The organism is Microtetraspora fusca, assembly GCF_001570365.1.
GTDB lineage: Bacteria > Actinomycetota > Actinomycetes > Streptosporangiales > Streptosporangiaceae > Microtetraspora > Microtetraspora fusca.
In genome coordinates, this window is sequence record NZ_BBYK01000070.1 from 56,213 (window position 1) to 72,342 (window position 16,130).

A 16,130-nucleotide genomic window follows, 5' to 3' on the forward strand; every position below is an offset into this window, starting at 1 on the left:
GCGGGTCCGCCTCAGCGGCCGGCGATCAGCGCCTCGCCGATCGCCACCATGGCGTCGGCGAGCTGGTCCATGAACTCCGAGATCGGCCTGCCGTCCCCCGACTGGAGCGAGACGAACGCTCCGTCGAACCCGGCCATGCCGAAGTGGGCGAGGGCGTCCGCGACCGTGTTCGCAGCGTCCTCGCCCTCGCTCATGAACGACGAGCGGATCATGTGCCGCATGTGGTCGCGGCCCTCGTCGCGGACCGCGATCACGGTCCGCGTCGCCTCCGGCGCCTCGGCGGCCTCGTTGCTCATCACCAGCACCAGCAACAGGCGGAGGAACTCCTCCCGGTGCACGAAGACCTCGCCCGTCTTCTGCAGGTACCACCCCAGACGCTCACGCGGGGTGCCGCCCGCCGGCGGGTTCCGCTGGGCCTCGCGCATGGCGTCGAAGAAGCCCTGCGCCCCCTCGGCCATGACCGCCGAGAGCAGCCCCGCCTTGGACTCGAAGTGGTGGTAGAAGGCGCTCTTCGGCAGGCCCGTCTCCTTCACGAGCGTCGAGATCGACGTACCGGCGTAGCCGCGCACGGACATCACCCGGGCGGTCGCGTCGAGGATCTCCTGCCGCGACCGTCGGCCGCGGCGGTTTCCGGTTTGCGCCTCCTGCGCGGGCTTCTCCACCCGCCGAAGTCTAGGGACCCGGCGATGGCGCCTCATCCCGCAGGCCCTGCCGCTGTGCATCTCGGTTCCCGATGACCTCTTGACATACGGCCGCGGCTCGTTGTTACTCTCCTCCACGATTGGACCGAACGTTCGGTCCAAAAGTGCCACATGGGGCACGTGCGGCCGAGAACGGAGTCAGCGCATGACCGAGAGCTACGACGCGGACGTCGCGATCGTCGGGTACGGCCCGACCGGCGTGATCGCCGCACTGACCCTCGCCAGGTACGGCGTCTCCGCCGTCGCCCTCGAGCGGGACAAGGACCTCTATCCCCGGGCCCGGGCCGTGACCGTCAACGACTGGACGATGCGGATCTTCCAGGACCTCGGCGTCGACGAGCGGGTCGACAAGAAGATCGACCCCCAGCGGGCCCTGCGCTGGGTGACCTACGGAGGCACGGAGATCATGCGGGTCGAGCACCCGCCCTCGACGCTGGGCCGCAAGCCGCGCTTCTACAACATCTACCAGCCGACCATGGAGGCCGAGCTCCGCGCGGCCGCGCAGGAGTACGGCGACCGCATCGCCGTCCACTACGGCGCCGAGGTCACGGGGATCGACCAGGACGCCGACGGCGTCACCGTCACCTCGACGGACATCGCCACCGGCGAGACCCGCACCACCCGCGCCCGATACGCGATCGGCGCCGACGGCGGCAGCAGCACCATCCGGGGCGAGGCGGGCTGTCGCCTGCTGGGCGACACCAACGACGTCACGTGGGTGGTCATCGACTGCCGCGTCAAGCGGTGGTGGCCCGACCGGGACTTCCTGACCTTCTGGTCCGACAAGGAGCGGCCCGTCGTCGACATCGCGCTCTCCGCCGGCAACCACCGCTGGGAGATCCCGCTCAAACCCGACGAGTCCCCCGAGGACTACCCGACCAGCGCCGAGGTCTGGCCGCTGCTCAAGGCGCTCGGTGTCACCGAGGAGGACGTCGAGATCCACCAGCACGCCTTCTACAAGCACCACGTCCGGATGGCCGACACCTGGCGCAACGGCCGGGTGTTCCTGGCCGGGGACGCGGCCCACCTGATGCCGCCGTGGGCCGGCGCCGGGATGCAGACCGGAATGCGTGACGCCCACAACCTGGGCTGGAAGCTCGCCCGCGTGATCAAGGGCGAGCTGCCCGAGAGCTGGCTGGACACCTACGAGGCCGAGCGGCGCCCGAACGCCGCCTTCTACACCGGGCTCGCGGTCCAGCTCGGGCGGGTCATCAAGCAGGAGCTGTCCGAGGAGGAGCAGGCCGCGATGAACGCGGTCCCTCAGGACACGGTCACCCCGTTCGAGCCGCCGCTCATCGCCCCGCCGGTGCTCGAGGGCGGATGGATCCGGGGGCCGCTGGGCGACGCCAGCATCGTCGGCCGGATGGTCCCGCAGCCGATCGCCGGCGACGCCGTCGGCCGGATGGCGCGCCTGGACGACCTCCTCGGCGACGGCTTCGTGCTGCTCGGCGACGACGTCGACCCCGCGACTCTGCTGACCGCGGAGGAGAAGGCGGGCTGGGACGCGCTCGGCGCCCGCTACGTCGCGATACGGCCGAAGACGGCGTACACGCAGGGCCCGGACGAGCTGGTCGACCTCGACGAGGTCCTCCTGCCGTGGCTGCGCCGGTACGGCGCCCGCGCCGTGGCGCTCCGCCCCGACAAGTTCGTCGCCGCCGCGGACGTCAGCGGCCTCGCCGTACCCGCCTGAGATCGCTTACCTGAGAAAGAGAAGAGAGATGTCCGGAGTCAAGGAACTCGGTTACGTCGTCTACGAGGTCGGCGACCTCGCTGACTGGGAGCACTTCGCCGTCGAACTGCTGGGCATGCGGTTCGGAGAGAAGACCGATGGCGGCTTCACGCTGCGCACCGACGAGAAGGCCCACCGCTGGATCATCACCAGGGGGCCCACCGACGACCTGGTGGCCACCGGCTACGAGGTCTCGGACGCCGCCACGCTCGACGCGCTGGTCGAGAAGGTCCGTGCGGCCGGGGTCGAGGTCACCGAAGGCGACGACGCCCTCGCGGCCGCCCGCAAGGTGGAGCGGATCTTCGTGACCACGGACCCCATGGGCAACCGGATCGAGCTGGTCACGGGCCTGGCCGACGCCGCCACGCCGTTCGAGTCCGCGAAGCTGCTCGGCGGGTTCGTCACGGGTGCCGGTGGCGCGGGCCACCAGGTCCTCCTGGCGCACGGTGTCCCGCGAGAGACCTACCTGCACTTCTACATCGACCTGCTCGGCTTCAAGATCAGCGACGTCATCGTCGAGGAGCTGGCCCCGGGCGTGGTCGCCGACCTGATCTTCCTGCACTGCAACGGCCGTCACCACACCGTGGCCTTCGGCGATCTGCCGTCGCCGAAGAAGACCCATCACTTCATGGTCGAGGTGACCGACATCCGCGACGTCGGCCTGGCCTACGACCGGTGCATGGACGCCAAGCAGCCGTTCGAGATGACGCTCGGGATGCATCCGAACGACCACATGTTCAGCTTCTACGTCTTCACCCCCTCGGGATTCAGCGTCGAGTACGGCTGGGGCGGGCTGATCATCGACGACGAGACGTGGGAGGTGAAGACGCTCGACAGGCTGCACAGCTGGGGCCACCGCCCCCCGGGCGTCGTCGCCGAGCTGCTGGCCGCCGCGCCCACACCGAACGGGAAGGACAACTGATGACCCTCGACGCCAAGGACATCGCGCGCACCGTCCAGACCGAGGACTGGAAGCTTCGCTACTACGAGGCGGGCTCCGGCCACCCGGTCGTGCTGCTGCACGGCAGTGGACCGGGCGCGACGGGGTGGAGCAACTTCGCCGGCAACATCGAGGCGCTGGCCGAGCACTTCCACGTGTACGCCGTCGACATGCCCGGCTGGGGCGAGTCGGACCCCGCGACCGTCGACCGGCTCGACCATGTGCGGGCGGCGATCCAGTTCCTGGACGCCCTCGGCATCGAGAAGGCCGCGTTCGTCGGCAACTCGATGGGCGGCCAGACCTCGCTGCGGCTGGCCACGGAGCACCCCGGCCGGATCTCGCACCTGGTCACCATGGGTCCGCCGGTCGGCCGGATGCCCACGCTCTTCGGCGCCGGCGACGGCCCCTCCGAGGGCCTGAAGGTGCTGATCCAGGCCTACCGCGACGCGAGCCCGGAGAACATGCGCCGGCTCGTCGAGATCATGGTCTACGACAAGGCCCGGTTCGCCACCCCCGAGCTGTGCCAGGCGCGCTCGGACGCCGCGCTCGCGCGTCCGGACCACCTGCGCAACTACGTGGACGGCCTGCCGAAGGGCGCCCCGCTGCCGAAGTGGGTCAAGCCGGAGCTGCTGCCGACGATCCAGGTGCCGACCCTGCTCATCCACGGCCGCGACGACCGCGTCGTCTCGTTCGAGACCTCGATGTACCTGCTGGCGAACATCCCGAACAGCCGGCTGGTGGTGCTCAACCGCTGCGGGCACTGGGCGATGATCGAGCACGCCGACGAGTTCAACCGGCTGGTCGCCGACTTCATCGCGAACAACTGACCCGGTGGCTTCAGGTCCGTTCGGTCGTGGAGCACGGCGGTGAGGGCGATCCCCACCTCGCCGTGCTCCGCGACCGGCACCGCGACCGCGGCATCTCGTCGTCGGTCCGTACGCATCGGTGCTCCGGAAGACGGTCTCACCGCAGCCGGCGGCGGAACGGCGAGGGCGGGGGAGCGGCCGGTGCGAGCCGCACCCGGATGTCCACCGCCGCGGCCCCGCGCGGGGTGACGATCAGCGGGTTGACGTCGAGCTCGGCGACCTCGGGCAGGTCGTCGAGCAGCTTCCCGACGCGGACGATCCGCTCCTCGAGAGCCCGTATGTCCACCTCCGGACGTCCCCGGTAGCCGAACAGCAGCGGCGCGCAGCGCAGCTCCCCGATCATCTCGGCCGCGTCCGCGTGGGTCAGCGGCGGCACCCGGAACGCGTGGTCGGCCAGCAGCTCGGCGGTCACCCCGCCCAGGCCGACCATGACCAGCGGGCCGAACGCGGCGTGCCGGACGCCCCCCACGATCATCTCCACGCCGCCGGTCACCATCCGCTGCACGATCGCGCCGGTCATCGCCGGGCCGATCCGCTCGGCCATCTCCCGGTACGCCGCGGCCGCCTCCTCGGGCGTACGCAGCCCCAGCCGCACCCCTCCGACGTCGCTCTTGTGCACGAGGGCGGGGCCGGTGGCCTTCAGGACGGCGGGCAGCCCGGTCAGGGCCGCCGCCTCGGCCGCGCTCTCCGGCCCGTCCACGCCGATGGACTCGCACACCTCCACGCCGTAGCAGCCGAGCAGCCGGGACGCCGTGCGGTGGTCGAGCCAGCCGCCGCCCGGCGAACGTGCGAGCTCCTGGGAGACGATCTCCTCCGCCGTCGCGACCGCGCGCCGCTCCCGCTCGGAGTCCGTCTCCGTCTCCGGCTCCTCCGGACGGGCCCGCCAGCGGGCGTAGTGCACCGCGCGGGACAGCGCGTGCACCGCCTGCTCGGGGAACGCGTACGACGGCACCCGGCCGCCGATCAGCCCGTCGTGGCCCACGACGCAGGCGAGCACGGTCTTGCCCGTGTCACGGGTCGCCTCCTCGATGGCGGCCTCCGTAAGGACCCGGCCGGAGCCGAAGGGCGGCGTGTAGACCACGACGACGGCGTCCACGCCGGGGTCGGCCAGCACGGCGGAGACGGCGAAGCCCAGCTCGTCCGCGCCGCCGTCGGCGGTGAGGTCGACCGGGTTGCCCACGGCGGCGCCCGGCCGCAGCCGCTCGCGCAGCCGCCGCTTCGTCTCGGCCGACAGCTCGGGCACCTCCAGTCCCAGTCGCTCGCAGGCGTCGGCCGTCATCGCCTCGGGGCCGCCGGAGTTGCCGACGATCGCCACCCGGCCGCCGGCGGGCAGCGGCTGCCCGATCAGCAGCCGGGCCGTGTCGAGCAGGTCCTGGACGGTGTCCACCCGGATCACGCCGGCGCCGCTCAGCAGCGCGTCCACCGCGGTGTCCGGGGTCGCCGCGGCCGCCGTGTGCGAGCGCACGGCCCGGTCGCCGGAGGCGCTGCGGCCGCTCTTGACCACCACGATCGGCTTCGTGCGGCCGACGCGGCGGGCGATCCGGCCGAAGCGGCGCGGGTTGCCGAAGGACTCCAGATAGAGGCCGATCACGCCGGTCCGGTCGTCGTCCTCCCAGTACTCCAGCAGGTCGTTGCCGCTCACGTCCGCCTTGTTGCCGACGGAGACGAAGCCGGACAGGCCGAGGCCGACCTCGGCGGCGCGGTCGATCAGCGCCACCGCGACGGCGCCCGACTGCGACATCAGGGCCAGCCGGCCGGGTGCGGGAGCCGCGGGCAGGAAGCTGGCGTTGAGCCGTGACCCGGTGTCCACGACGCCCAGGCAGTTGGGGCCGACCAGGCGCATCCCCGCCTCGCGGCAGATCGCCAGCAGCTCCGCCTCCTGTTTCGCGTCGCCCGTCTCGGCGAAGCCCGCGCTCACCACGACCAGGTTCCCCACGCCCGCTCTGGCGCAGTCGCGCGCCACGTCGAGCACGGCCGGCGCGGGCACGGCGACGACCGCCAGCCCGACCGGTCCGGGGACGCTGTCCAGGTCGGGGTAGGCGGTGAGATCGCAGATCCGGTCCGCGCGCGGGTTGACCGGATAGATCGGGCCGGGGAAGCCGCCCTCGACCAGGTTGCGCAGCACCCGGTGGCCCACACTCGACGGGTCGCGGCCCGCGCCGACGACGGCCACCGACTCCGGCGAGAACAAACCGGCCAGCGAGGCGCGCTCCGCCTCGTGCGCGCGCTTCTCGACCTTCGCCAGGAGGCGGCGGGTGGGCCGCAGGACGATCCGCAGCTCCACCTGCTCGCCCTCGTGCCGCCGCCCCATCTCCAGGCCCAGGTCCCGGACGACGTCGAGCATCGGCCGGTTCTCGGCCAGGACGTCGGCGACCATCTCGCGTACGCCGCTCTCGGCCGCGTCCAGGGCCAGGTGCTCCAGCAGGAGCGTGCCGAGCCCCAGGCCGTGCACGCCGTCGTCGAGGAGGATGCCCAGGTCGGCCGTCTCGCCGGTGTCGTCGGTCACGTACTCGGCGACCGCCACGAGCCGGCCGTTCATCAGGGCGACGAGCGCGTGGCCGGCGTAGTCCGGCTCGGTCAGATGGTCGGCGTGGACGTGGGCCGAGGCCCGGCCCCCGCTGAAGAACCGCAGATAGGCGGACCGTTCGCTGGTCCGCTCGATCAGGGCGTGCAGGGCGGGCCGGTCCGCGGGGCGCAGCGGACGCAGATGGGCGATCCCGCCGTCGCGGAGGAGGACGTCGCATTCACCGGAGGGCGCTCGTTTCATGGCTCCACCCTCGGATGGGACGAATGTCAGGAAACAGGGTCTTTATGCCCATCGGGCACGGGCTCTCGTCCCTCCGGCCCATGTGAGGCCGCCGACGCGGTCGCGCCGCCGGCCCGGCGTCCGGCCGGGCCAACCTTCTCACCGACCTCCCCGCCTGGGAGGATGCTTGCCATGTCACCCGAGGAGCCGGCCCTGCGCCTGCCGCGAGCCGTCGTGTTCGCGGCGGTGTGCGTCGTCGTCTCCGCGGCCGCGCACGCCTTCGCCGGCGGCGGCACGGTCCCGCCCGAGGTGATGGCGCTCGGCGCGGTCGGCGCCCTGGCGGTCGCGTACGCGCTGAACGGGCGCGAGCGCGGTCCCCAGGCGGTGCTGGCGGCGACGATCGGCGCCCAGGTCCTGCTGCACGAGCTGTTCGCCTGGTCCGCTCCGGCCGGGCCCGCCGCGCCGTTCCCGCCCGCGCCGGTCGTCGGGATCGGGCCGGTCGTGGGCCCCCTGCCGCCGGTGCCGCCGCCCTTCGCCGGGTCGGGCCACGCCGGCCACCTCGGCGTGGGGATGACGCTGGCCCACCTGGTCCTCGCCGTGATCACCGGCTGGTGGCTGTATCGCGGCGAGCGCGCGGTGTGGCTGATGCTGCGGCTGTGGAGCGCGGCCCCGCTGGCCGTGCTCCGATGGATCCGCGCCCTCTCGGCCGGGGTGTTCGCGCCGCCGGCCCGTCCCGTTCCGCCGTCCGAGGCCGGGCCGTATGTCGGCAGGGAGGTCGAGGCGGCGATCCACCGGCGCGGCCCGCCGCTTCGCCCCGCGCCGGCCCAGGGCTGACCGGCGCGGCCGTACGTCGCTCCCCGCTCCGCGGTGCGGACGACGCGGCCGCCTCCGCCGGACCGCCGGGTCCGGGCGCTTCCGACGCTCGCACGCTCCGCCGTACGGCGAGAGCGCTTTTCGGTTTTCCCGGTTAAGTCCGGATTTCGTATGGAGTCAGAGATGGCCTTCCTGCCACGATTCATCCGCGGCGGTCTCATAGCCGCGCTCGGCTGCGGGATCTTCCTCACCACCGCGACGACCGCCGCCCAGGCCCACGACAGCCTGAAGAGCAGCACCCCCGCCGAGAACGCCAAGGTCACCGAGCTCAAGACGATCGAGCTCGACTACAGCGCCCAGGTCCGCTTCCCCGTCGTCGCGATGAGGGACAGTGCGGGCAAGCCGATCGCGGTCGGCGCGGCGCACGCCGAAGGGGCCAAGGTACGCGCCGACGTGACGGCACCGCTGGCGCCCGGCGGCTACGTGCTCGCCTGGCGGGTCGTCTCCTCGGACGGCCACCCCATCGAAGGGGAGATCCCGTTCACGGTGATCGGCTCGGGCGGGGCCGGGGCGGCCACGCCGGTCGCCTCCATCTCGGCGTCGAGCGCCGCCGCCACGAGCGAGCCGACGCCCGAGGCCGCCTCGTCCGTGGCCGCCCCGCCCGCCGCGCAGCCGTCCGCGTCGGCCGCCCGGGACGTGGACAGCGGGCGCGGCGCCGGAGGGTGGATCTGGGGCGGCCTCCTCGCCCTGGCCGTGGTCGGAGTCGTGATCTGGCTGCGCAACAGCAGGGGAGGCGCCCCCGGAACCCAGGGCTGACGGGCCGGAGGAGAGGCCCGGCCTCTGCGGCCGGGCCCCGGCCATCAGGTCAGGGCCGGAGGTCCGGCCGCAGGCCGAGCACCTCCTCCGGGCTGCGCGGGTCGGGGGCGTCCGCGGGCAGCCCGTCGACGGCGCGCAACACCCGCCCCACCGCCGGGCCCCAGGCCGGGCGGAGCGAGGCGGCGCGCAGCAGGGCGGCGTCGGTGAGCAGCGTGTCCGCCGGCCCGAAGCGCAGCTCTCCCCGCGCGATGATCGCGGCGTCCCGCGCCCATCTGTGGGCGAAGTCCACATCATGCGTGGACGCGATGATCGTGGTGCCGTCCTCCTGCAGCCGCCGCAGCGTCTCCAGGAGCGCCTCCGTGCCCGCCGGGTCGAGACCGGCCGTGGGCTCGTCCAGGGTGAGCACCACCGGGCGCAGCGCGAGCGCCCCCGCGATCGCGACCCGCTTGCGCTGGCCGAAGGACAGCAGGTGGGTGGGCTGGTCGGCGAGGGAGGAGATCTCCATGTCCTCCAGCGCTGACGTCACGCGCGCCGCGACGGCCTCCGGAGGTAGGCCGAGGTTCAGCGGGCCGAAGGAGACGTCCTGCCCGACCGTGGCGGCGAAGAGCTGGTCGTCCGGATCCTGGTGCACGAACTGGACCCGTGTACGGAAATCGGCGAGCGCGGCGCGGCCGTAGGCGACGGGCCGGCCGTCCAGCAGGACCCGGCCCGCCGCCGGGCGCAGCCCCCCGCACAGGAGGCGCAGCAGCGTGGTCTTCCCGCCGCCGTTGGGCCCGAGCACGGCGAGGGAGGTTCCTCGGGCCACCTCCAGGCTGAGCTCGGAGAAGACCGGGGCGGCCCCCGGATACGCGTACGAGAGCCGGTCGGCGGCGAGCACCGCGGTCATTGCGGGCATCCCCTTTCGGAGGAGGGGCGGCCGGGCTCAGCCGAGGCCCGGCACGGAGGACGGCACGAGGGACAGCGCGACGGTCAGCACCGCCGCCACCACCCCGGGGAGCGGGGCCAGCGCGAGGAAGCGGCCGCGCAGGGGGAGGGGCTCGACGCTGACCGCGAGGCCGCCCGTGTAGCCGCGGTCGCCCAGGCCGTCCTCCAGACGCCGCGCCCGGTCGAAGGACAGGACGAAGATCTGGGCGGCCAGCCCCGTGACCGACCTCCATCGGGCCCGCCACGACCGCGCCCCGAGCCGGTCGGCCTGGGCCCGCCGTACGGCGTCGACCGTCTCCAGCACGACGGACAGCATCCGGTAGACGAGTCCGGCCACTTCGGCGAGTCCGGCGAGGCCGCGCCTGCGGGCCAGGCGCGGCAGCACATCGGCGAGCGGCGTCGTCATGGCGAACAGGAGCTGGGAGAGGACGGCGGCCGCGCAGCGGCCGATCACCTCACCCGCCCGCGCCGCCCCGCCGGGCGCCCAGGCGAGCCCGGACGTGTCCACGCTGACGAGGAAGGTAAGCGCGCCGGTGACGACGAACGCGAGCGGGGCGCGGGCCGAGCGCAGGAACGCGCGCGGCGGCACCCGGGCCCAGCCGAGCGCGACCGCGAGTGTGATCGCGGCCGTGATCGGGGCGCCCGGCCAGGGCGGCAGCACCAGGGCGCACAGGAGCAGCGTCCCCGCCAGGAGCGCCTTGGCGGCGGGGTGGTGCCCCCGCCACGGGCTGCGGTAGGCGGCGGCGTCGATCGCGAGCATGCGCCGGGCTCACCCGCCGCCGGGCTCGACCGCCCCGCCGCGGTCCGCGCCCGGCGCCCTGTCCGCCGCAGACGCGTGCCACAGCCGGTTGCGGGTGCGCGCGACGCCGAAGTAGTAGCCGAGGAACCCGGCGCCGACCGCGGCCTGCAGGGCGAACAGCGCCGACTCGATCTCACCGGACGGCGGCTCGTACAGCGAGGCGAACCAGGGCTTGTAGTCGGGCGCGAGCTCGGCGATCGCGGTCTCCGCCTGCGCGTCCGCGCCCGCGAACGGCTCCTCATGCCCGTCGCCCGCGCCGATCACCAGGGGCAGTACGGCGAGCGCGGCGACGGTGGCCAGCAGGAGCAGGTTGACGACGACGTTGCGCTTCACGAGGCCACCTGGCCTTCCTTGAGGACGCGCAGCCGGATCAGCTCGGCCGCGCTGGTGGAGCGGAGCAGGCGGACGACGAGCACCGTGAGCAGGCCCTCACTCACGGCCAGCGGGATCTGGGTCACCGCGAAGATCGCGCCGAACTTGGTCAGCGCCCCGGCGAAGCCGCCGGCCGGGTCGGGGAAGGCGAGCGCGAGCTGCGCCGACGTCACGCAGTACGTCACCAGGTCGGCGACGAAGGCGCCGGCGAAGACCGCGACGAGCAGCCTCCCGCCGAGCCGCCGGGTCAGCGCGTACGCGCCGTATCCGGCCCATGGGCCGACGACGGCCATGGAGAAGGCGTTGGCCCCGAGCGTGGTCAGCCCGCCGTGGGCGAGCAGCAGGGCTTGGAAGAGCAGCGTGATCGTGCCGAGCACGGTCATCACGGGCGGCCGGAACAGGATGGCTCCGAGGCCGGTGCCGGTGGGGTGGGAGCAGCTGCCGGTGACCGAGGGGATCTTCAGGGCCGACAGGACGAAGCAGAAGGCCCCGGACGCTCCGATGAGCAGCTTCGCCTCGGGGTTCTCCTTCAACTGCCGATTGAGTCGTACGACGCCGTGAACGACGAAGGGGGCGGCCGCGACGGTCCAGGCCGCCGCGTGGAGCGGAGGGAGGAATCCCTCGGCGATGTGCATGATTGAAACGCCGACCTTTCCAGCACCTCGTGGATGGTGTTTCCATGCCTTGGCCGGTCTCCTGGCTGACGGGTTGGCACATCTCGCTCGCCTTCCCAGGCGGCTGGCGCCCAGTGGCTCCGCGTACGCGGATGAGCGAGAGCATTCCCGATCACAGTGGCGAGGGCCGCGCCGGATTCGCGTCCCGGATGGGGCGCGCACCGGACTTCCCGTTTGCCGAGGCGCGTTCAGCGTAAGCCTGGTCTCTCGTTATCGACAAGGCGGGGTAAATGCACAACGTCTGCAACATTGGCGCCGCGGTGCGCCGGGACGGACGCGACCGGCCGGGCGGAGAACGGGACGAAGTTGACGTTCGCGACGGGTGCGGGATACGTTCCCGAGGATTCGCGGTGGTCCGAGGGAAGTCCGGTGAGATGCCGGTGCGGTCGCGCCACTGTATCCGGGACGCGAGTCCTGGGAGCCAGGTCACTTGGCCGCCGCGTCCTCGTCTGGCGGGACGCGTCATCCCAAGGAGGCATCGATGAGCGGGTCGGCGACCTCACGCCCCCACGACCACGATCACGGCCGCGGCCCCGCCGCGCCCGGCGTCCCTCCTGCCGCCACCGCCTCCTGACCCGCGCTTTCGCGCGTGGACCCCGTACCCCGCGTTCTTCCGTGACGCCGTCGTGCCGTGCGGCGGCCGACCGCGCCCGGCCGGACCATCAGAAGGGACCGATGTGATCACCGCCTATCCATTCAGCGCCGTCGTGGGGCTCGACGACCTCAAGTTGGCGCTGATTCTCAACGCGGTCTCTCCCCGGGTGGGCGGCGTGCTGGTGCGCGGCGAGAAGGGCACCGCCAAGTCCACGATCGTCCGCGCCCTGGCCGCGCAGCTCCCCCCGGTCGAGGTGGTCGCCGGATGCCGCTTCGCGTGCGATCCCGCGGCTCCCGACCCCTCCTGCCCGGACGGCCCCCACACCGGGGCCGAGGAGAGCCGGTCGCGCCCGGCCGCGCTCGTGGAGCTGCCCGTGGGCGCGTCGGAGGACCGGCTGGTGGGGGCGCTGGACATCGAGCGGGCGCTCACCGAGGGCGTCAAGGCCTTCGAGCCGGGCCTGCTCGCCGCCGCCCACCGAGGCGTGCTCTACGTGGACGAGGTCAACCTGCTGCACGACCACCTCGTGGACCTGCTGCTCGACGCCGCCGCGCTCGGGACCTGCTTCGTCGAGCGCGAGTCGGTCTCCGTACGGCACGCGGCGCGCTTCCTCCTCGTCGGCACCATGAACCCGGAGGAGGGCGAGCTGCGGCCGCAGCTCCTGGACCGCTTCGGGCTGACCGTCGAGGTGCGGGCGTCCCGCGACCCGGACGAGCGGGCCGAGGTCGTACGGCGGCGGCTGGCCTTCGACGCCGACCCCGCGGGGTTCGCCGCGCGGTGGCGGGAGGAGGAGGCGGCGCTGGCCGAGCGCATCCTGCGGGCGAGGGAGCGGGTCGCGGACGTCGTCCTGCCGGACGTGCGGCTGCGCCAGATCGCGGCGGTGTGCGCCGGATTCGAGGTCGACGGGCTTCGTGCCGACCTGGTGACCGCCAACGCCGCCATCGCCCACGCGGCGTGGCGGGGCCGTACCACGGTGACGAGCGAGGACGTGCGCGCGGCGGCCCGGCTCTCCCTGCCGCACCGCCGCAGGCGCGACCCGTTCGACGCGCCCGGCCTGGACGAGGACCAGCTCGACGACCTGCTGTCCCGGCACGACGCGCCGGACCCGGACGACGACCCGGACCACGGTCCGTCCGGCCCCGGTCCCGAGGGGCCGCACGACCCGGGACCCGAGGGTTCGGAGGGTCCGAACGGCGCCGACGGCGCGGATGGACCCACCCCGGAGGGCGCGGACCAATCGGCCGTTCTCGGCGACCCTCGCGGCGAGGACCGGAACGCCCCCGAAGGCGACGGCCCCGCCTCTGACAGTGGTGCCCCCGGTGAGCGGGTGATCGCCGCCGGCGAGCCGTACCGGGTGCGGCCCTTCCGCGTGCCGGGGCTGGGCGAGAGCGCCGCGGGGCGGCGGTCGCGGGCGCGCACCCCGAACGGCCGCACCGTCGGCGCGCGGCTGCCCTCCGGCCGTCTCCAGCGGCCGCACCTGCCCGCGACCCTGCGCGCCGCCGCGCCGTACCAGCGCGAGCGCGGCCGTACCGGGCCGGGCCTGCTGATACGCGACACCGACCTGCGCGAGTCGGTCCGGGAGGGCAGGGAGGGCAACCTCGTCCTGTTCGTCGTGGACGCGAGCGGCTCGATGGCGGCCCGTCGCCGGATGAGGGAGGTCAAGGCGGCCGTGCTGAGCCTGCTCCTGGACGCCTACCAGCGGCGGGACAAGGTCGGGCTGATCACGTTCCGAGGGTCGGACGCCGAGCTGGTGCTGCCGCCGACCTCGTCCGTGGAGGCCGGGGCGGCGCGGCTGCGCGAGCTGCCGACCGGCGGCCGGACCCCGCTGGCCGCGGGGCTGCGCCGGGCGGCCGAGGTGCTCCGCGTCGAGCGGATGCGCGACCCCTCCAGGCGGCCCCTGCTCGTCGTGATCACCGACGGTCGGGCCACGGCGGGGAGCGACGTGGCCGGCCCGGCCGCCCGGCTCGCCGGCACGGCCGGCGTCGTCGTGGACTGCGAGAGCGGCCCCGTACGGCTGGGCCTGGCTCTCGACCTCGCGGCCCGGCTGGGCGCGCCCGCCGTACGGCTCGACGCGCTCGCGGAGGGCGGCCTGCGCGACCTCGTCCGTGAGCGCAGAGGCGGCGCGGGACCGGCCGGCGGACACCGCAACGACTACAGGAAGGCGGTCTGAGATGCCGCAGGGCAAGCCGGATGTCGTGCCGGACGACGGTCTGACCACCCGGCAGCGCCGCACCCGGCCGCTGCTGATGGTGCACACCGGCCCCGGAAAGGGGAAGTCGACCGCCGCCTTCGGGATGGCGCTGCGGGCCTGGAACCAGGGGTGGCCGATCGGGGTGTTCCAGTTCGTCAAGTCGGCCAAGTGGCGCATCGGCGAGGAGCGCGCCCTGCGGGTGCTCGGCGCGTCCGGCGAGGGCGGCCCGGTGACCTGGCACAAGATGGGCGAGGGCTGGTCGTGGATCCAGCGGCCGGGCAGCGAGGAGGACCACGCCGCCGCCGCCCGCGAGGGCTGGGAGCAGATCAAGCGCGACCTGGCCGCCGAGACCTACCGCTTCTACGTGCTCGACGAGTTCACGTACCCGATGAAGTGGGGCTGGCTGGACGTCGCCGACGTGGTCGAGACCCTCACCGCGCGGCCCGGCGCCCAGCACGTCGTGATCACGGGACGGGACGCCGACCCGCGGCTGATCGAGGCCGCCGACCTGGTGACCGAGATGGGCAAGGTCAAGCACCCGATGGACGCCGGGCAGAAGGGGCAGAAGGGCATCGAATGGTGATCCCGCGTCTGGTGATCGCGGCGCCGTCGTCGGGCAGCGGGAAGACCACGGTCGCGACCGGCCTGATGGCGGCGCTGCGCGCGCGGGGGCTGCGGGTCTCGCCGCACAAGGTGGGCCCCGACTACATCGACCCCGGCTACCACGCGCTGGCCACCGGCCGGCCGGGCCGCAACCTCGACCCGTGGCTGACCGGCGCCGACCTGGTCGAGCCGCTGTTCCTGCACGGCGCGCGCGACGCCGACATCGCCGTGGTCGAGGGCGTCATGGGCCTGTACGACGGCGCCGGGCTGGAGGAGTTCGCCTCCACCGCGCACGTCGCGCGGCTGCTCTGCGCCCCCGTGGTCCTGGTCGTGGACGCCGCCGGACAGGGCCGCTCGGTCGCCGCGTTGGTGCAGGGGTTCGCCGCGTTCGACACCCGGGTGCGGCTGGGCGGGGTGATCCTCAACCGGGTCGGCTCGCCGCGGCACGAGGAGATCTGCCGCTCCGCGCTGACGGAGAGCGGCGTGCCGGTGCTCGGCGTGATCCCGCGCATGGACGGGGTGGCCACCCCTTCCCGTCACCTCGGGCTGATCCCCGCCGCCGAACGGCGGGCCGAGGCGGTGTCCGCCGTGGAGCGCATGGGCGAGCTGGTCGCCGCGTCCTGCGACCTGGAGGCGCTGGTCGCGCTGGCCCGCTCCGCGCCGCCCCTCGCCGCGCGGCCCTGGAGCGCCGAGTCCTCCCTGGAACGGCCTCCGTCCGGCGAACGGCCCCCGTCCGGCGCGCGGCCCCCGTCCGGCGCGCGGCCGGTCGTGGCCGTGGCGGGCGGCCCGGCCTTCACCTTCGGGTACGCCGAGCAGGCCGAGCTGCTGGCCGCCGCCGGAGCCGAGGTGGTGACGTTCGACCCGCTCCGCGACGAGCGCCTCCCGGAGGGCACGGGCGCGATCGTCGTCGGCGGCGGCTTCCCCGAGGTGTACGCGGCCGACCTGTCGGCCAACGAGCCGCTGCGGCGGCGGGTGGCGGCCTTCGCCGGGCCGATCGCGGCCGAGTGCGCCGGGCTCCTCTACCTCGCCCGCGAGCTGGACGGCCACCCCATGTGCGGCCGGCTCCCCGTCACCGCGACGATGACCGGCAGGCTGACGCTCGGCTACCGCGACGTCGTGGCGACCGCGCATTCGGTGCTCACTCGGGAGGGCGAGCGCTACCGCGGCCACGAGTTCCACCGCACCGCCACCGATCCCGGGCACGCGTCGCCGCCGCTGTTCCGCTGGCGCGGCGGGGCCGACGGCTTCGGCGAACCGCTGCTGGCCGCGTCGTACCTTCACCTGCACTGGGCGGGCAGCCCCGAGCTCGCCGCCCGCCTCGTCGCCGCCTGCGCCCCGGCGGGCGGCTGACTCATCCTGTCCCG

Annotated in this window: 14 protein-coding genes and 2 riboswitches; of the genes, 8 read left to right on the plus strand and 6 right to left on the minus strand. The window is 74.0% G+C overall.

What is annotated here, in order from left to right; translation table 11 throughout:
- Positions 1-11 precede the first annotated feature (11 nt).
- Positions 12-662: a TetR/AcrR family transcriptional regulator gene (locus tag AWQ68_RS33300; RefSeq protein ID WP_218007136.1), complete on the minus strand. Its 651-nt coding sequence runs from the start codon at positions 660-662 to the stop codon at positions 12-14.
- A 184-nt stretch (positions 663-846) separates the two neighbouring features.
- On the opposite strand from AWQ68_RS33300, the gene AWQ68_RS33305 reads away from it, so the two are divergent.
- The 3 genes from AWQ68_RS33305 to AWQ68_RS33315 are packed head-to-tail and all read left to right on the plus strand — an operon-like array spanning position 847 to position 4,197.
- Positions 847-2,391, plus strand: a complete 1,545-nt coding sequence (locus AWQ68_RS33305) for a bifunctional 3-(3-hydroxy-phenyl)propionate/3-hydroxycinnamic acid hydroxylase (RefSeq protein ID WP_066948393.1) — start codon at positions 847-849, stop codon at positions 2,389-2,391.
- Positions 2,392-2,419: 28 nt separating this feature from the next.
- Positions 2,420-3,352 carry a VOC family protein gene (locus AWQ68_RS33310; RefSeq protein ID WP_066948395.1) on the plus strand — a complete coding sequence of 311 codons (933 nt, stop codon included), beginning with the start codon at positions 2,420-2,422 and terminating at the stop codon, positions 3,350-3,352.
- Entirely contained in the window at positions 3,352-4,197 is an 846-nt protein-coding gene (locus AWQ68_RS33315) for an alpha/beta fold hydrolase (RefSeq protein WP_066948398.1), read from the plus strand. The genes AWQ68_RS33310 and AWQ68_RS33315 overlap by 1 nt, the downstream gene beginning before the upstream one ends.
- Positions 4,198-4,333: 136 nt before the next feature.
- Here the strand turns inward: AWQ68_RS33315 and AWQ68_RS33320 are convergent, their stop codons facing one another.
- A complete protein-coding gene (locus AWQ68_RS33320) occupies positions 4,334-7,003 on the minus strand; it encodes an acetate--CoA ligase (protein ID WP_066948401.1) in 2,670 nt (889 codons plus the stop codon).
- Positions 7,004-7,174: 171 nt separating this feature from the next.
- Between AWQ68_RS33320 and AWQ68_RS33325 the strand changes: the two genes are divergently transcribed.
- Entirely contained in the window at positions 7,175-7,816 is a 642-nt protein-coding gene (locus tag AWQ68_RS33325; RefSeq protein WP_066948403.1) for a hypothetical protein, read from the plus strand.
- Positions 7,817-7,978: 162 nt separating this feature from the next.
- Entirely contained in the window at positions 7,979-8,611 is a 633-nt protein-coding gene (locus tag AWQ68_RS33330) for a copper resistance CopC family protein (RefSeq protein ID WP_066948406.1), read from the plus strand.
- Between the two features lie 49 nt (positions 8,612-8,660).
- Here AWQ68_RS33330 and AWQ68_RS33335 read toward each other — a convergent pair whose 3' ends face one another.
- From AWQ68_RS33335 to AWQ68_RS33350, 4 genes are read right to left on the minus strand one after another with little or no spacing between them, the layout of a single operon-like run.
- Positions 8,661-9,497 (minus strand): energy-coupling factor ABC transporter ATP-binding protein, encoded by an 837-nt coding sequence (locus AWQ68_RS33335; RefSeq protein WP_066948409.1) that lies wholly within the window; start codon positions 9,495-9,497, stop codon positions 8,661-8,663.
- 36 nt (positions 9,498-9,533) lie between these two features.
- Positions 9,534-10,295, minus strand: coding sequence for a cobalt ECF transporter T component CbiQ (cbiQ, locus tag AWQ68_RS33340; RefSeq protein WP_066948411.1), 762 nt, complete (start codon positions 10,293-10,295; stop codon positions 9,534-9,536).
- Positions 10,296-10,304: 9 nt separating this feature from the next.
- Positions 10,305-10,667, minus strand: coding sequence for an energy-coupling factor ABC transporter substrate-binding protein (locus tag AWQ68_RS33345; RefSeq protein ID WP_066948414.1), 363 nt, complete (start codon positions 10,665-10,667; stop codon positions 10,305-10,307).
- On the minus strand, positions 10,664-11,341 hold the full coding sequence (locus tag AWQ68_RS33350) for an energy-coupling factor ABC transporter permease (RefSeq protein ID WP_066948417.1): 678 nt from the start codon (positions 11,339-11,341) through the stop codon (positions 10,664-10,666). The genes AWQ68_RS33345 and AWQ68_RS33350 overlap by 4 nt, the downstream gene beginning before the upstream one ends.
- A gap of 34 nt (positions 11,342-11,375) precedes the next feature.
- Positions 11,376-11,577: riboswitch (cobalamin riboswitch) on the minus strand.
- 106 nt (positions 11,578-11,683) lie between these two features.
- Positions 11,684-11,832, plus strand: a riboswitch (cobalamin riboswitch).
- 225 nt (positions 11,833-12,057) lie between these two features.
- On the opposite strand from AWQ68_RS33350, the gene AWQ68_RS33355 reads away from it, so the two are divergent.
- The 3 genes from AWQ68_RS33355 to AWQ68_RS33365 are packed head-to-tail and all read left to right on the plus strand — an operon-like array spanning position 12,058 to position 16,116.
- Complete coding sequence (locus AWQ68_RS33355) at positions 12,058-14,142, plus strand: putative cobaltochelatase (protein WP_066948420.1); 2,085 nt, start codon at positions 12,058-12,060, stop codon at positions 14,140-14,142.
- A gap of 1 nt (position 14,143) precedes the next feature.
- Positions 14,144-14,746, plus strand: coding sequence for a cob(I)yrinic acid a,c-diamide adenosyltransferase (cobO, locus tag AWQ68_RS33360; protein WP_066948422.1), 603 nt, complete (start codon positions 14,144-14,146; stop codon positions 14,744-14,746).
- The gene (locus AWQ68_RS33365) at positions 14,740-16,116 is read left to right on the plus strand and encodes a cobyrinic acid a,c-diamide synthase CobB (RefSeq protein WP_066948425.1); all 1,377 of its coding nucleotides are present in this window, start codon (positions 14,740-14,742) and stop codon (positions 16,114-16,116) included. The genes cobO and AWQ68_RS33365 overlap by 7 nt, the downstream gene beginning before the upstream one ends.
- Positions 16,117-16,130: the final 14 nt, after the last annotated feature.

What these genes read in the sequence shown, in the direction of transcription:
- AWQ68_RS33305 (WP_066948393.1), top strand. Translation starts at nt 847, where the DNA reads ATGACCGAGAGCTACGACGCGGACGTCGCGATCGTCGGGTACGGCCCG.
- AWQ68_RS33310 (WP_066948395.1), top strand. Translation starts at nt 2,420, where the DNA reads ATGTCCGGAGTCAAGGAACTCGGTTACGTCGTCTACGAGGTCGGCGAC.
- AWQ68_RS33315 (WP_066948398.1), top strand. Translation starts at nt 3,352, where the DNA reads ATGACCCTCGACGCCAAGGACATCGCGCGCACCGTCCAGACCGAGGAC.
- AWQ68_RS33320 (WP_066948401.1), bottom strand. Translation starts at nt 7,003, where the DNA reads ATGAAACGAGCGCCCTCCGGTGAATGCGACGTCCTCCTCCGCGACGGC.
- AWQ68_RS33325 (WP_066948403.1), top strand. Translation starts at nt 7,175, where the DNA reads ATGTCACCCGAGGAGCCGGCCCTGCGCCTGCCGCGAGCCGTCGTGTTC.
- AWQ68_RS33330 (WP_066948406.1), top strand. Translation starts at nt 7,979, where the DNA reads ATGGCCTTCCTGCCACGATTCATCCGCGGCGGTCTCATAGCCGCGCTC.
- AWQ68_RS33335 (WP_066948409.1), bottom strand. Translation starts at nt 9,497, where the DNA reads ATGACCGCGGTGCTCGCCGCCGACCGGCTCTCGTACGCGTATCCGGGG.
- cbiQ (WP_066948411.1), bottom strand. Translation starts at nt 10,295, where the DNA reads ATGCTCGCGATCGACGCCGCCGCCTACCGCAGCCCGTGGCGGGGGCAC.
- AWQ68_RS33350 (WP_066948417.1), bottom strand. Translation starts at nt 11,341, where the DNA reads ATGCACATCGCCGAGGGATTCCTCCCTCCGCTCCACGCGGCGGCCTGG.
- cobO (WP_066948422.1), top strand. Translation starts at nt 14,144, where the DNA reads ATGCCGCAGGGCAAGCCGGATGTCGTGCCGGACGACGGTCTGACCACC.
- AWQ68_RS33365 (WP_066948425.1), top strand. Translation starts at nt 14,740, where the DNA reads ATGGTGATCCCGCGTCTGGTGATCGCGGCGCCGTCGTCGGGCAGCGGG.